At 64.8% G+C, this 14673-nt stretch carries 13 protein-coding genes; 5 read left to right on the top strand and 8 right to left on the bottom strand.

Going from position 1 to position 14673, the window contains the following annotated elements:
* The first annotated feature begins 37 nt into the window (after positions 1–37).
* The 3 genes from IEY36_RS28185 to IEY36_RS28175 all read left to right on the top strand — a co-directional run bounded on the left by IEY36_RS28185 (position 38) and on the right by IEY36_RS28175 (position 4816).
* Positions 38–1378, top strand: coding sequence for a cyclic 2,3-diphosphoglycerate synthase (locus IEY36_RS28185; RefSeq protein WP_188973283.1), 1341 nt, complete (start codon positions 38–40; stop codon positions 1376–1378).
* A 152-nt stretch (positions 1379–1530) separates the two neighbouring features.
* Positions 1531–3891, top strand: a complete 2361-nt coding sequence (locus tag IEY36_RS28180) for a Lon protease family protein (protein WP_229681647.1) — start codon at positions 1531–1533, stop codon at positions 3889–3891.
* A 28-nt stretch (positions 3892–3919) separates the two neighbouring features.
* Positions 3920–4816, top strand: coding sequence for a hypothetical protein (locus IEY36_RS28175; RefSeq protein WP_188973281.1), 897 nt, complete (start codon positions 3920–3922; stop codon positions 4814–4816).
* Between the two features lie 98 nt (positions 4817–4914).
* On the opposite strand, the gene IEY36_RS28170 is transcribed toward IEY36_RS28175, so the two are convergent.
* Positions 4915–5889 (bottom strand): zinc-dependent alcohol dehydrogenase family protein, encoded by a 975-nt coding sequence (locus IEY36_RS28170; protein ID WP_188973279.1) that lies wholly within the window; start codon positions 5887–5889, stop codon positions 4915–4917.
* 78 nt (positions 5890–5967) lie between these two features.
* Positions 5968–6450 carry a hypothetical protein gene (locus tag IEY36_RS28165; RefSeq protein ID WP_188973277.1) on the bottom strand — a complete coding sequence of 161 codons (483 nt, stop codon included), beginning with the start codon at positions 6448–6450 and terminating at the stop codon, positions 5968–5970.
* A 118-nt stretch (positions 6451–6568) separates the two neighbouring features.
* On the opposite strand from IEY36_RS28165, the gene IEY36_RS28160 reads away from it, so the two are divergent.
* A complete protein-coding gene (locus IEY36_RS28160) occupies positions 6569–6733 on the top strand; it encodes a hypothetical protein (RefSeq protein ID WP_188973275.1) in 165 nt (54 codons plus the stop codon).
* A 314-nt stretch (positions 6734–7047) separates the two neighbouring features.
* On the opposite strand, the gene IEY36_RS28155 is transcribed toward IEY36_RS28160, so the two are convergent.
* The 6 genes from IEY36_RS28155 to IEY36_RS28130 form a co-directional block, all read right to left on the bottom strand.
* Positions 7048–8016 (bottom strand): Bug family tripartite tricarboxylate transporter substrate binding protein, encoded by a 969-nt coding sequence (locus tag IEY36_RS28155; RefSeq protein ID WP_188973273.1) that lies wholly within the window; start codon positions 8014–8016, stop codon positions 7048–7050.
* 121 nt (positions 8017–8137) lie between these two features.
* A complete protein-coding gene (locus IEY36_RS28150) occupies positions 8138–9115 on the bottom strand; it encodes a Bug family tripartite tricarboxylate transporter substrate binding protein (protein WP_268238214.1) in 978 nt (325 codons plus the stop codon).
* Positions 9116–9278: 163 nt separating this feature from the next.
* Complete coding sequence (locus tag IEY36_RS28145) at positions 9279–10205, bottom strand: SMP-30/gluconolactonase/LRE family protein (protein WP_229681646.1); 927 nt, start codon at positions 10203–10205, stop codon at positions 9279–9281.
* The gene (locus tag IEY36_RS28140) at positions 10198–10968 is read right to left on the bottom strand and encodes an HpcH/HpaI aldolase family protein (protein WP_188973269.1); all 771 of its coding nucleotides are present in this window, start codon (positions 10966–10968) and stop codon (positions 10198–10200) included. The genes IEY36_RS28145 and IEY36_RS28140 overlap by 8 nt, the downstream gene beginning before the upstream one ends.
* Positions 10965–11798, bottom strand: a complete 834-nt coding sequence (locus tag IEY36_RS28135; protein WP_229681645.1) for an NAD-dependent epimerase/dehydratase family protein — start codon at positions 11796–11798, stop codon at positions 10965–10967. The genes IEY36_RS28140 and IEY36_RS28135 overlap by 4 nt, the downstream gene beginning before the upstream one ends.
* Entirely contained in the window at positions 11795–12715 is a 921-nt protein-coding gene (locus IEY36_RS28130) for a TauD/TfdA dioxygenase family protein (protein ID WP_188973267.1), read from the bottom strand. Before IEY36_RS28130 ends, IEY36_RS28135 begins: the two co-directional genes overlap by 4 nt.
* A 221-nt stretch (positions 12716–12936) precedes the next feature.
* Here IEY36_RS28130 and IEY36_RS28125 point away from each other — a divergent pair, with 221 nt between their 5' ends.
* Complete coding sequence (locus tag IEY36_RS28125; RefSeq protein ID WP_188973265.1) at positions 12937–13971, top strand: LacI family DNA-binding transcriptional regulator; 1035 nt, start codon at positions 12937–12939, stop codon at positions 13969–13971.
* Positions 13972–14673 lie beyond the last annotated feature (702 nt).

Genomic DNA, 14673 nt, shown 5'->3' with positions numbered 1-14673 from the left:
CGGCACGCTCGCAAGGGGTTCCGACGGGAGAAGGTCCATGACGTCGATGGCGAGAAAGCGCGTTGTCATCATGGGCGCGGCAGGACGCGACTTCCATAACTTCAACGTGGTATTCAGGGACGATCCCCAGACCGAGGTGACGGCCTTCACTGCGGCCCAGATTCCGGGCATCGCCAGGCGATCCTACCCGCCGGCGCTCGCGGGCGACCTCTACCCCACCGGAATCCCCATCCACGACGAGGCAGATCTGCCGCGGATCATCCGGGAGGATGGTGTGGACACAGTGGTCTTCGCCTATAGCGACGTCGCGCATATCGATGTGATGCACCGAGCCTCGGCGGCACTTGCTGCAGGCGCCGACTTCCTGCTCCTTGGACCACGCCGGACGATGCTGCCGTCCAGGCTTCCAGTCATCGCGATCTGCGCGGTGCGCACTGGCTGCGGCAAATCTCAGACGGCGCGGTGGATTGCGGCGAGGCTGCGTGAACGAGGCCTGCGCGTTGGGGTGCTACGGCATCCCATGCCCTACGGAGACTTGGCGCGGCAGACCACGCAGCGCTTCGCAACCCTGGCCGACCTCAACGCCGCGGACTGCACGATCGAAGAGCGCGAAGAATACGAACCGCACATTGCCGCTGGTGGCGTCGTGCATGTCGGCGTGGATACGGCGCGCGTACTGGCCCAGGCAGAGGCCGAGTCCGATCTGCTGCTCTGGGACGGCGGCAACAACGACTTCCCCTTCCTGCGCCCGGACCTCCTGATCGTGCTGGTGGACCCGCTGCGCCCCGGCCATGAGAGCACCTATCATCCGGGCGAGGCCGTGCTGCGCATGGCGGACATCGTGCTCGTCGCGAAGACGAATGCGGCGCCGGCCGAGGATGTGCGCCGCGTGGCCGATGCCGCACGCGCCCTGAGCCCCTCGGCCTCCATTCTGCTTGGCGCCTCGGTGGTGACGCTGGACGATGCGGCGGCGGTGCGCGGGCGCCGCGTCCTTGTCGTGGAGGATGGGCCGACGCTCACCCATGGCGGCATGCCGCACGGCGCTGGCTATGCAGCGGCGCTGCAGGCGGGTGCGGCGGAAATCGTGGATCCGCGTCTGTCTGCGACACCGGAGATCGCCGCCGTCTTCGCCGCATTCCCACATCTTGGCCCCGTTCTGCCGGCGATGGGCTATGATGCGGCGCAACGCCGCGGCCTCGCCGAAACCATTGCGCGCTCGACGGCGGATCTGGTGGTGTCTGCGACGCCCGCCGGTCTTCAGGACGTGATCGGGCAGGCGCGTCCTGTCATCCGTGCACGCTATGCCTTTGCGGAGGCTGGCACGCCCGGCCTCGGCAGTGCGTTGGAGGCGTTCCTGCTGCAACGCGGCCTGACATGAGGGCCGACGGCATCAGTGAGTTTCGGCCGTAAGGATACGAGATGAGCGCAGGCGAGGAGAACGGGGAACAGGCGATGACCGCGACCGGAGCCGCCGAGCATGCTGGCCCTTTGCCGCCCGCAAGCCTGTATCGTGCCGCCGACCTTTCGGCGATGGCCTTCACCACCACCGATGATCTCGAGCCCCTACAGGCCCTGGCGGCGCAGGACAGGGCCCATGAGGCCATCCGGCTCGGCACCAGCATCGCGACACGCGGCTTCAATATCTTCGCCATCGGGCAGGGCGATGGGCGCATCAGCGAGTCGATCAAGTCGCTTCTCACGGAGGCGGCGGCGCAACGGATGGCGCCGAACGATTGGGTCTACGTCAATAACTTCGCCGCGCCCCACCACCCGCTGGCGATCGCGCTTCCGCCCGGGCGTGCCCCGGCATTCGACACCGCCGCGGTTCAACTCCTCGATGACCTGCGCGCGGCCCTGCCGGCGGTGTTCGAGAGTGAGGACTACCAGCGCCGACGCGGTGCGATCGACTCCTCCTTTCACGGCCAGGCGGAGCGGGCCTTCGAGGCGCTGGGCACCAAGGCGACCGCCAAGGGCGTGGCGATACTGCGCACGCCCATGGGCTTTGCCGTTGCGCCCACGCAGGACGGCAAGGTCGTGACGCCCGATGAGTTCGCGACCTGGCCGGAGGAGCGACAGCGCACGGTGCGTGAGACGGTCGGCCAGACCGAAAAGGAGCTTGAGGAGACGCTGCGGTCCATTCCCCGCATCGAGAAGGAGCGGCGCGACGCCGTCCGCGCGCTCGACCGCGAGACCGCCAAGGTGGTGATCGACCAGGCGATCGCCGAGGCATCCTCGCCCTTCGTCGACCTCCCCCGCGTGATCGAGTATTTCGCGGCGGCGCACGCCGACTTGCTGGAAAACGTGCACCTGTTCCTGGAGACCGGGACGCAGGGCCCCGAGGGGATGCCGGCCGGCCTGCGCATCGGTACGTCGTTCGACCGATATGACGTGAATGTTCTGGTGAGCCAGCCGGCGGACGGACATGGTGCGCCGGTGGTGGAGGAACTGCACCCGACGCTCAGCAACCTTGTCGGGCGTATCGAGCATCTCTCCGTGCAGGGCGCCCTCGTGACCAATTTCAGGATGATCAAGGCCGGGGCCTTGCACCGTGCCAATGGCGGCACGCTCATCATCGACGCGCGTGCGCTGCTGACCGAACCATTCAGCTGGGCCGCCTTGAAGCGCGCGCTGGTGCAGAACCACATTGCCATCGAGGACGTCGCCCAGTTCATCGGCCTGACCACGACGGTCTCGCTGGAGCCGGATCCGATCGCCCTTGACTGCAAGATCGTGCTCGTCGGCGAAAGGCTGATCTACTACCTCCTGGCGGAACTCGACCCGGACCTCGAGCGTCACTTCAAGGTCCTCGCCGACTTCGATGACGACATGCCACGCAGCCTCGAGACCGAGGCCATGCTCGCGCGGATGGTGGCGACCGTCGCGCGACGCGAGCAGCTTCGGCCGCTCGATCATGGCGCCGTGGCCCGTGTGGTCGAGTACGCGGCACGACTTTCCGATGATTCGGCGCGTTTGACGTTGCTCATGGAACGATTGCGCGACTTGATGGCCGAGGCGTCGCACTGGGCCGCAACGGCCGGGCACGATGCCATCGGCCGGGACGACGTCGAACGTGCCATTCGGGAACAGCGGCGGCGAGTGGCGCGGCCCGAGGAGCGTTCCCGCGAGGCGATCCTGCGTGATATCGCGTTGATCGACACCACCGGCGAGCGCATCGGCCAAGTCAATGGATTGAGTGTGCTGTCCCTCGGCGCCCATGCCTTCGGCCGCCCATCGCGCATCACGGCGCGGGTGCGCGCGGGCGGCGGCCGCATCCTGGACATTGAGCGGGAGGTCAAGCTCGGCGGGCCACTGCATTCCAAGGGTGTGCTGATCCTGTCTGGCTTCCTGGCCGGACGCTTCGCGCTCGATGCGCCAATCTCCCTGCAAGCCAGCCTGGTATTTGAGCAATCCTATGGTGGTGTCGAGGGCGACAGCGCGTCCACGGCGGAACTCCTTACCCTGCTGTCTGCCCTGGCTGAACTTCCGGTGCGGCAGGATCTGGCGATCACGGGGTCGGTCAATCAGCATGGCGACATCCAGGCCATTGGCGGTGTCAATGAGAAGATCGAGGGCTTCTTCGATCTCTGTCATGCGCGTGGACTGACAGGCACGCAGGGCGTTCTCATTCCCCAGGCGAATGTACAGCATCTCATGCTGCGGGCCGATGTGGTCGAGGCCTGCGCCGCTGGCCGTTTCGCCATCCATGCCGTGCGCCATGTGGACGAGGCAGCGGCGTTGATAATGGGCCAGCCCGCGGGAGCCCGCGCAGCGGACGGCACTTACCCGGAAGGCAGCGTCAACGGCTTGGTCGAAGCCAAGCTCAGGCGGTTCGCGACGCTGCGGCGGAACATGGAAGGCGGACCGGCAGCCGAAGCGGAAGAACGACAATGACGGATCGCCCCGAAGATCGGATGCCAGCATGTCGGCATATCGGACACCCGTCGATGTGCCGGCCGGCGCGCGTGTCATGAGCGGCGAGGCGCGCGGCATCGACCGTCACCGGCGCCTGCTGCTCGATCTGTGCCACATCGGCGAGGATCCTCGCGCCATCTCCACAGTCGCGGAGCTGGCGGGCCTGCTGGACCTGGACCTTCTGGGGATTTTCGTCGAGGACGAGGCTGTCTGCAGCCTGGCCTCCCTGCCGTTCGCGCGCGAATTGTGTCTTCCGGTGCATGAGTGGTCGCCATTGGCGATCAGACGGATCGAGGGAGAGTTTCAGGCTGCGAGCAGCAGGCTGCGGACGATGCTCGACGCCCATGCCGCGCGTCTCGGCGTGGCGAACCGGATCGAAGTGCTGCGTGGTGACCCGGCGGCCGCCGTGGCGGCCCTCTCGGGGGAGACCGATATCATGGTGCTCGGTGCGTCAGGCAGCGCGGCCGCGCATATGCTTGGCACCTTTCCCCGGGCTTGGCGGGCCGCCATAGAATCGCCTGCCGCAGTGCTCCTGTTGCCGTCGCGAATTGCGCACCGCACCGGGCCGGTCGCGGTGCTGGTCAAGGCGGGCGCTGGGCACAAGTTCGCGCTGGCGGCGCGCATCGCCAAGGCAACGGGCGAAAAGCTCATTCTGCTTCGCTCAGTGCATACCGAAGCGGGTTCCGTCGATGCCCTGGCCGACGTAGCGCGGGCCATCGGCATCGCGGAGGACCAGGTGATCGTGCGGGAGGCCGGCGATGCCTCGACGGCAACCCTGCAGATACTGATGGCAAGGACCGGTGGGCGCCTGCTGGCGCTCGACCGACCGAGCGTGGAGGACGCCAGCCCAGACGTTGCGCGCCAGCTATCCCAGGCACTGCGCATTCCCGTCCTGCTGCAATAGCCGGACCGTCGGCGACAGTGATGCTCACGCCACGCAGGCCGCGGCGGCATGGGGAGCGCATGATGCCGTTTCAAAAGGACTGCGCGTCCGCCAGGCTCTCAGGGGATCAGGACAGCGGCACCCGAGAGCTTGCCTTGCCGCAGGGTGGACAAGGCTTCATTGGCGCTGCGGAGGGGAAATTCGATCACCTCGGTGCGTACCGGCACGCGCGGCGCCAGCGCGAGGAACTGGATGGCATCGTCCCGCGTCAGGTTCGCGACCGACCGCAAGACCTTCTCGCCCCACAGCAGACGGTAGGGAAAGGTCGGGATGTCGCTCATGTGGATCCCGCCGCAGACCACTGTGCCACCCTTGCGCACCGCGGCCAGCGCCGTCGGCACGAGACCGCCCACCGGCGCGAAGATGATCGCTGCATCGAGCGTCGTTGGAGGCGGCGCGTCCGACCCGCCCGCCCATTCGACGCCCATGCGTCGCGCGAATTCCTGCGCCTGGGCGTCGCCGGGGCTCGTGAAGGCGAATACCCGCCGCCCTTCCGCGATCGCGAGCTGCGCCACGATATGAGCCGCCGCGCCGAAGCCATAGATTCCCAGCCTGTCGCTGTTGCCCGCCATGCGCAGGCTGCGGTGTCCGATCAGCCCTGCGCAGAGAAGCGGCGCGGCCTCGGCATCGCCATAGCCTTCGGGCAAAGGGAAGCAGTAGCGACTGTCGGCGATGGCGAATTCCGAATATCCGCCATCGCGCGTGTAGCCGGTGAAGCCTGGCGCGTCGCACAGATTTTCGGAGCCCATCCGGCAAAAGGGGCAAGTGCCGCAGGTGCTGCCAAGCCATGGCACGCCGACACGCTGACCGATTCTCAGCCCGGTCACATCCGCGCCCAGGCACTCGATGCTGCCGACGATCTCGTGGCCTGGGATCAGCCCGGGACGGACCCCTGGCAGGTCACGATCCACCACATGCAAGTCCGTCCGGCAGACGCCGCAGGCGCGGACCCGGACAAGAACCTCCTGCGCCCCGGGTGACGGCACCTCCCGTTCCACCAAATCCAAACGGCCCACGGTATTGCTGACGGCCATGGCAATCACACTGATCTCCCTCCGTCGGCACTGGTCACGCCCCGACCGTACGCTCACCAAAATATACGCCGACCCAGCTCATTCCTTGCTCGAGATCAAAGTATCGACGGCCCGGCAGGATGGCCTACCAATATGAATGGCAGTGAAGCGACATTCATGCATGGGACCCAGGCCGGGCAGCAGCTGACGGTCTATGCGCTGCCGCGCGGCGGTGTGCCGGTCGCGGTCGAGATTTCGCGCCGCCTGAACGCCTCGCTTGATCTCGCGATGGTCCGCAAGATCGGCGCTCCGTTCAATCCCGAACGCGAACCGGCGCCTCCTGCTCTGTCCCCTGGTCGGCGAGGGCGAGATGACGGTGGGGGCGTTGGCGGAGGCTGCAGCCTCTCCCAGCCGGCCCTTTCCCAACATCTCGCCATGCTCCGCGAGGTCGGCTCGGTGGCGATCCGGAAGGAGGCGCAGGCGGTGCTCTGCCGGTTGGCCGATCCCAAGGCTGCCAGCGTCCTGGCCGTGCTGCGCGACCTCGACTGCCCGCCCGCCGACCTGATCCCGGAAGGAGGACAATTATATATCTCGGGAGGCGGCGGCCACCTTGCTACGCGAAGGCGGGGCGACGTTGGTGGATGTGCGCGAGCCAACGAGCATGCCGGGGCGCATCCGCCGGCCTCGCCCGGGGAGGCGGGTGCGCGGCCTCGTCGAGCGTGTTTTCGCCACCGAGAAGCGCCGCATGAACCTAGTCGTGCGCGACATTGGCCTTGTCCGCGCCACCGCGCGCATCACGCTCGCCAACCTGGCTTACAACCTGCGCCGCCTCGTCTGGATCGAAGGGAGAGGCGCACCCGCCTGACAGTCTCAGGCACCAGGAAGACCGGCAACAAGCCACCCGAGCCCGATCAGCAGACCGCAGACACACGCTCGGCCTCCGCCAACACCCCCCATCGCCCCTCCGCAGTGCCCGATCGGCGGGTTATCCGAGGTGTCCAGATGCTAATTCGGACCAGACCGTCCGGGATTATGGAAGCATGACTATTCCGAATTGGTGCGTGGCCGCCTGCCAATGCGAGCCGGATAAAGCCGCCTGCCGAAATAATTCGCTAGCCTATATCGCAGATTAGTCAAACTTAATCCGACTCTATATTCCATGGAGAAGGGTCGCGTTGCTCAGTTTGTCTGTATCCCCGCTTCGGTGATTACCTTCCGCCAATTTGCTGTGTCCTCTGCCAGGAGCGTCCGCACGTGGTTTGCACCGCCGGTTTCTGCTGACAGGCCAATGCGGGCCATGCGGTCCTGGTATTCACTGTTGTCCGTAACCGTACGAAGCGCGTTTGTAACCCTATTGATGATGGGCGCCGGCGTAGCGGCAGGCGCGAACAGAGCCATCCATAGGACAGCCTCGAAGCCAGACAGAGTCTCGGCAACTGTCGGGACGTCGGGCAGGTTGGCAAGCCGCTGCCGCGAAGAAATTGCAAGCGCGCGCGTCTTACCTTCTTGGAGCGATGGCAAAGCTTCCACCGGCGATTGGAAGTTGCAGTGGATCCGACCAGCCTGAAGGTCAAGCAACCCCTCCGCGCCGCCTCGGTTCGGAACTGCAGTCATCTCGATCCCGGCGCGCTGGCAAAGCATTTCTGTCGCCAGATGCACCACGGTACCTACCACGCCTCCGTAGTTCAGCTTGCCGGGATTCGCTTTCGCATAAGCGATGAATTCGGCAAGGGTGGTGGCTGGAATGCCAGGATAGATGTGGAAGACGAAGGCACCCCGATAGACCATGCCGATTGGCGCAAGCTCCGTCTGCGGATCGCGCGGAGTCAGCCTGGGCTGTAGGGTGGGGTTGATGGCCAGCGAACTTGTCCCGGCCAGCAAGGTATAGCCGTCCGGTCGCGCCTGCGCGACATAGGTCGAGGCGATCGAGGTTGCCCCTCCCACCCTGTTCTCGACAAGGACCCGCTGCCCAATCGCAGCTGTCAGGCGATCCGCAGTCAGGCGCGTCGCGATGTCGGTCTGCCCGCCCGCTCCATAGGCGTTGACGATGGTGATGGGGCGTGACGGAAAGGCATCCTCTGCCCGCGCAGGCAAGGCCGCCAGCGGCAGTGTCGCCAGGACGGTTCGGCGGCCGATCGCATGTGGCATGTCGGTTCTCCTTTCCTCGATGTATCTTTGTACTGGATAGCTGCTGGACGATCAGGCCGACCGACAGTCCCGATGCTTGCTCGGCACCGTCTGGTCTGTTGTGGTTGGCTGACGCACGTGCTTAGCCTTGGCGGCCGCCGGCCACCTCAATGATCGGCTTGTAGCGCTCGATTTCCGAAGCGGTGTATTGGGCCAGCGCCGCCGGCCCGCCGTATTCGATGCGGGTTGCCGTATCCGAGAGGGCGCGGCGCAGATCCGTATCCTCGAGACTGCGCCGCGCCGCCTCGGCAATGGTGTCCACGATGTCGGTCGGCAGGGCCGCTGGCCCGTAGAGACCGAACCAGGACGTAAACACGACGCTCGGATAGCCAAGCTCGACCATGGTCGGCAGGTTCGGCAACCAGGGTGAGCGCATTTCGCCGGTCGTGGCCAATGCGATCAGCGCGCCTGATTCCACATGCTGCTTCAGCGCGAGATAGGGATAGAAGCTGAGCGAGACAGTGCCCGCGAGCAGATCAGCGAAAAGCTGGCTGTTGTTATAGGGCACATGCACCATGGCAATACCGGCCGCGGCCTTCAGCGCCTCACCCGCCAGATGCGCGCTCGCTCCGGCCCCCGGCGAGCCAAAATTCAACTGGTCCGGATTGGCGCGGGCATATCGCACCAGCTCCTCGACCGAACGCGCCGGTACGCGCGGGTTGATGACCAGCACTGAATCCTGGCTGACCAGCCGCGCGATCGGCGTGAAATCACGAATGGGATCATAGCGGATCTCACGCTGGAAGCTGACGTTCACTGCCATCGTCTGATTGTTTCCAAACAGCAGCGTGTACCCATCCGGCCGGCTGCGCGCGACATAGTCGGTGCCGATCATCCCGCTGGCGCCGCCCCTGTTCTCCACGATGATGCGCTGGCCGAGAATGCCGCTCATGCGTTCGCCGATCTGCCGCGCCAGGAGGTCGGTTCCCGTACCGGGGCCATAGGCGACGACAACGGTGATCGGCCGTGTCGGCCATGCCTGCGATGCGGCACGTCGCGACGCGAAGGCGATGGGGACGCCGGCGGCCAAGTGGCCAAGGCGACGGCGGCTGATGGACATGTCACGTTCCTCCTGTCTGTTGTGCACCGCTCTACTGGCGGCTACTCACGGCGTCAGGCGCAATGGCAGATGAATGATGCTTGGCGCGCAGTACCCGCGCATCGCCAACTCTCAACGGAACGCCTGCAGCATTGCCGCTCGGCGTGAATTGTGGCGAAGCCTCTTACGCATGTGATTGAAGCGCACGCCCGGCTACCTCCAGCCGTGCCCGCATCACGGTCCCCGTCGAGGATTCCACGATGAACAGATCACGGCGGTCGAGTCCGCCATAGGCGATGTTGGTCACCGATTTTCCGGCACAGGACAGGATGCGCAACAACGGTGCGCCGTCGGAGGAGAAGAGCCAGACGATGCCGTTGCGGGCGTGCGCAACGGCAAGGTTGCCTGTCTCATCCAGCGCCAGCCCATCCGGCCCCAGGCCGCCACTCAGCTGGATGAACAACTCAGTCTGCCCACCGCCAGCCGGGCAGCGCCACACCGCATTGGCGCGCGTGATGGCGATGAGCAGGTGTCGCCCATCCCCGTCGAGCACGACGCCGTTGGGTGTCGGAGCATTGTCGATCAGCAGCTGCGCGCCGCTGCCATCGGGCATGATCCGCCAGACCCTTCCTGTCGGATCTCCCAGGTGGCTGCGCCCGGGATCGGTCAGGAATATCGAGCCGTCCGGTCCAATGAAAAGGTCGTTGGGGCCGCGGAAGCGCTCCGCCGCGGGCCGGGTGAAGAAGGGACGCACAACGCGCTCGTGGGGGTCCATGACCATGACGCCATGCGCGCGATCGGCGATGAAAAGGCGGCCGTCCTGGTGGATCTTCAGGCCGTTGGGCTCGCCGTCATACTGCACTGCCAGTTCCCACTGCCCTGACGGATCAATGCGAAAGATCCGGCCGTGAGGGATATCCGTGCACCAAAGGTAACCCTCCCGGTCGAAGGAGGGGCCTTCCAGGAAGGAATGCACCGCACCGCCGCCCGGGCGGCTGCGTTCCCAAGGGCCGGGTTCCCCACGCCAGTGGAGGTGGTCCGGCAGGCTGGTAAACCGCTCGGCGAGCAGTTCACGCGGCTGGGGATAGAGCGACACCGTCTGGTCAGCCACTAATATCGGCGTGCAATGCCTTCAGCGCCGCGCCGAGGATGTAGGTGGTATTGAAGCACAGCATGCGCGCGCCCTGGGCAGCCAGTTCCCTTGCCTGGGTGCCGTTGCGCGCGATGGTGGCGAAGGCGGGTCCGCCCGGGATCGACTGCAGTTCTTCGCGAATGGCGGTCACGGCGCGAACGACCGTGGGATGCGAGGAATCGCCCAAATGTCCCATCGATGACGCAAGGTCATTCGGCCCGACGAAGATCGCATCCAGCCCTGGCACACGAGCCACCGCACCAACTTCGGACAATGCCTCGGCGTCCTCGATCATGGCGATCACCGCGGTGCGATCTGCTTGTTCGCGCAGCATGGCGGCAGGATCGCCCATTCCATGACGCGCGGCGCGCGACAGCGTGCTGATGCCCCGACGCCCCAGTGGCGGGTAGTATGCGTGGCGGACGATCTCCGCCGCTCGCGCCGCGCCGGTCACATGCGGCACGAGGATTCCGTCGGCGCCGGCATCGAGCACGTGCAGGATGTCGTCCGCACCGCCGCGCGGCACGCGCACCAAAGCAGCGATACCGGACGCCGTGGCGGCGCGAAGCATGTGTTCCAGAGTCTCAAGCCCGGCAGCGCCATGCTCGGTGTCGATGATCACGAAGTCGAAGCCTGCGTAACCCGCCAGCTCGACGGTGGCTGGCGCGGGAACGCCGATGAAGAAACCGTGCAGCGGAGCGGCACCGCGCAGGCGAGCCTTGAAGGGGAGCTTCGCGCTCATGGCGTCTTCTCCGGCCTGTTGGGGGTCAGCGGCGGTTGCGCGCGGCTGTAGTCGCGGGCGCAGAGATGCCCACCCTGGTACAATTCAGTGACGGGATCGTCGCTGACGATGTTGCCGAGTGCATCGACAAGGTCGTCGGTGCTGTCCTGCGGTACCCAGCCGAGCTTTGCGCGCGAATCGTGGCGCCACCAACTTCTGCTATTGGCGGAAGCGCCCCAGATCACCTCGCAACCGATGTCTGTCGCGCGAAGCCCGGCATCGACGAGACGAGCGAGGTCCGCATAGGACAGCCAGCTCGAGAGCATCCGGCGGTTCGATGGTTCGGGGAAGCCGGAGCCGATCCGGATGGAGATGCTCTCGACGCCATGCTTGTACCAGTAGAGCTTGCCCATCAGCTCACCATAGGCCTTGGACAAGCCGTAGTAGGTGTCGGGCCGCAGTTCACAATCCGCATCGAGCGTCGTGCTCCGTTCGTGAAAGCCGATGGCGTGGTTGGATGAGGCGAAGATGACCCGCGCCCCAGCCAACCTCGCGGCCTCGTAGATGTGGAACAATCCCCCGATATTGGGTCCCAGAACTTCCTCGAATGGACGCTCGGTGGACACGCCGCCGAAATGCACGATGGCCCCGCAGCCTTCGGCGAGCGCGGCAACCGCCGCCTGGTCGCACAAATCGGCATGACTGAAGCGAGCATGCGGCGGCAGAGCCCGCGGGAACGGCTTGAGATCGGTCAGCACCAAGCCCCAACCGGCTTCGGAGAGCGTCTCCGCGAGCATGCTGCCCAGCGCGCCGGAGGCGCCGGTCAGCAGTACGGGGCGGGCGGCGGTCACGCCGGGACGGGTCCGAGCGTCTCCACGCGATGCATCTTCCGTGGCAGGTCACCGTAGTCGAAGATGGCCAGGTGCTGCGTCGCCCGGTTGTCCCAGATCAGCAGGTCGCCCACACGCCAGCTGTGGCGATAGATGAATTCGGGCCGGCGGATATGCGCCCAGAGTTCCTCGAGCAACTCATCGCTTTCCGCGGGGGGCAGGCCTGCAATGCGCGCCGTATGCCCCTCGGTCACGAACAGGTTCTTGCGCCCCGTCACCGGATGCACCGCGACGATGGGATGCTCGACGTCCGGGAGCTCGGCCTTCTGCGCGTCTGTCAGGGGCGGCCGGCGGAGGTCGCCCAGGCGTCGCTTCTTCTCGATGTGGTGTGCGAAGCTGTGGATCGCGGAGCGCCCTGCGACACGCTTTTTCAGGGCGTCCGGCAGGGCATCGTAGGCTTCCGCCGTACTGGTGAAGAGCGTGTCGCCGAGAGACTCTCCCGCGCGCTGCGGAACTTCGAGCGCGTAGAGCGCGGTGTACATGTCCGGGTGCGCCATATGCGTGCCGTCCGCGTGCCACATCGCGCCCGCATCCATCAGCCCGATGTTCCGGCCGTCCTCCACGATGTTGGAGATCACCATCATGTCTGGATAGCCGGGGACACAGAATGAATTGGCGCGACTGTAGGATGACTTCTTCACTGGCCCCAGCCGCTCCATGAAGTCGAGCTGCTCCTGTGGTGTCAGGCGTTGATCCCGAACCACGACCACACCGTATCGATGTAATGCCTCTAGGACCGTCGTCGCGGCTTCAGACGTGACGCCGGAGCCGAGGTCCAGGCCCCGGAGTTCAGCTCCGAGGGCTGCTGCGAGGGGCGTCAGTTGCGGGCCGCCGTCAAGCCTGGGGCGCGCGAGGATTGTGGCGAACGATGCTGACATGCGGGCATTTCCTCCCTTGCCACCCATTCGGCCTGACAGCGCTATCATTCTATGTTTGCTATCGAAGCGAAATAGGATGGAATTCTCTTGGACATGTCAATGGTAGCGGTACCATTCGAAGGCGTCCAGCCGCGCGTTCGAGTATTAGCGCTGACGCGGCTTTGGATGGTCGGAAGGCGCGCCCTGTGGTATCGGTCGCCAGAGACCTTGAGTTCATTGGCATGACCCTGCGGGCCAGTAAGGCCACAGCGCGCGTTCCCGATCCGTCCTGCCGCACGGTACGCATCACCGATGTCGCAGCGGCGGCTGGCGTATCCGCCATCACCGTATCGCGCGCACTTAATACGCCGCAGCTGCTCTCGAAGACCACGTTGCGTCGCGTCCTGGCGGCGGTGGATCGCCTCGGCTACGTCCCCAACCTCACGGCTGGCGCGCTGTCCTCACGACGATCACGCATGGTCGTCGCAATCGTACCCACCATTGCCAGCCCGATGTACGCCGAGGCGCTTCAGGCCTTTACGCGAACACTGGCTGCATCGGGTTATCATGTGCTCCTCGGCCTCGGCGGCTTCGACTCCGAGGACGAGGAACGTTTGATCACCGCGATGCTTGGTCGTCAGCCGGACGGCGTGCTGCTCGTGGGGGCGGTGCATTCGCCGACTGCGCGGCGGCGCCTCGCTGAAGCCGGCGTTCCGATTGTCGAGATCTGGGGCGATTCCGCCGAGCCGTTGGACATTCAGGTCGGCTTCAGTCACCGAGGTGCCGGTGAGGCGGTGGCGCATCACCTCTGCGATAACGGCTATCGCGCATTCGGCATCGTCTCCTCCGACGATCCCCGCGCGCTGGAACGGCTCGATGGGTTCAGGGCCGCCCTCGAGCGACGCGGCCTCAGCCTGCTGGTCCAACGTCTGCTGCCACCACCGAGCACCGTGCTCGATGGAAGGCGTGTGCTGCCTGATCTTCTTGATGCGCTGCCACGCGGCGCGGCAGTGTTCTGCAGTTCGGACATGCTCGCCACCGGCTTGGTGATCGAAGCAAGGGCTCGCGGTATCTTAATTCCAGATGATCTCGCCCTTTGCGGCTTCGGTGATCTGGATATCGGACGGGCCATTGAACCGGCACTGACTACAGTGAGCGTGGACGGAAATGAGATGGGGCAGCTTGCCGCGCGTTGTATCATTGACCGCCTCTCGGGCAGACAAATCCAGCAACGCGTTGCACTACCCGTTGAGATTGTGCGAAGGCAGACGACATAACTTGGCAAAGATATGAGTATCGAAATCGCACTCGTGCCCGATTGGCGCAAATTTACAAGAAATACACACAAATTATCAGATAAAAGATATTAGCATTCTTCGAATCGATCACAACAAAATAGAATACGATAGAAATAGATCTTATTTATAGATGTCTTTCTATAGTCAAAAAGAATAAAATATTAATTTTTCACACACACAATTAGCCTCTGATGATTGTGGCAATTTATATCTCGCCGTAGGTTCAGTATATATATTGCGTAGTTTGATTCTGTTTTGACGTATTGGAGTTTTTAAATATGGTACACTGGCAGCGCGTGCAGCCTATCCTGTTGTAGACTTGTCATGGAATGATGCCATGTTGTAGACTTGTCATGGAATGATGCCATGCAATCGGAGGCAGCCGCATCAGCGAGGCTGAATGTGCCGATTGCCACGCATTGGCCATGCAGCCTCTATCGTTGATGACGACCACACGGCCGCGGAACTCGGCGGCCGGCGCCGTCGGCAGGACAAGCGCCGAAACGACGACAAGGGAGATGGTGGCGAGTGCGCGTCAATTGGCGGCGACGTGTGGTGTGGCAGCGCAGATCAGCGAGCGGGATGAAGCGTGGTGAAACTGGACACCTCCAGAAACCCCTCGTCACGATGACCGCTTGCTGATTCACTGACCCGGGTCGGCGCGAGGGATGGCGATGGTTG

It is taken from the genome of Neoroseomonas lacus (assembly GCF_014644535.1).
Classification (GTDB): Bacteria; Pseudomonadota; Alphaproteobacteria; order Acetobacterales; family Acetobacteraceae; genus Neoroseomonas; species Neoroseomonas lacus.
The sequence above is the reverse complement of the archived record's forward strand: the minus strand, read 5'-3'. Positions and strand labels throughout refer to the sequence as shown.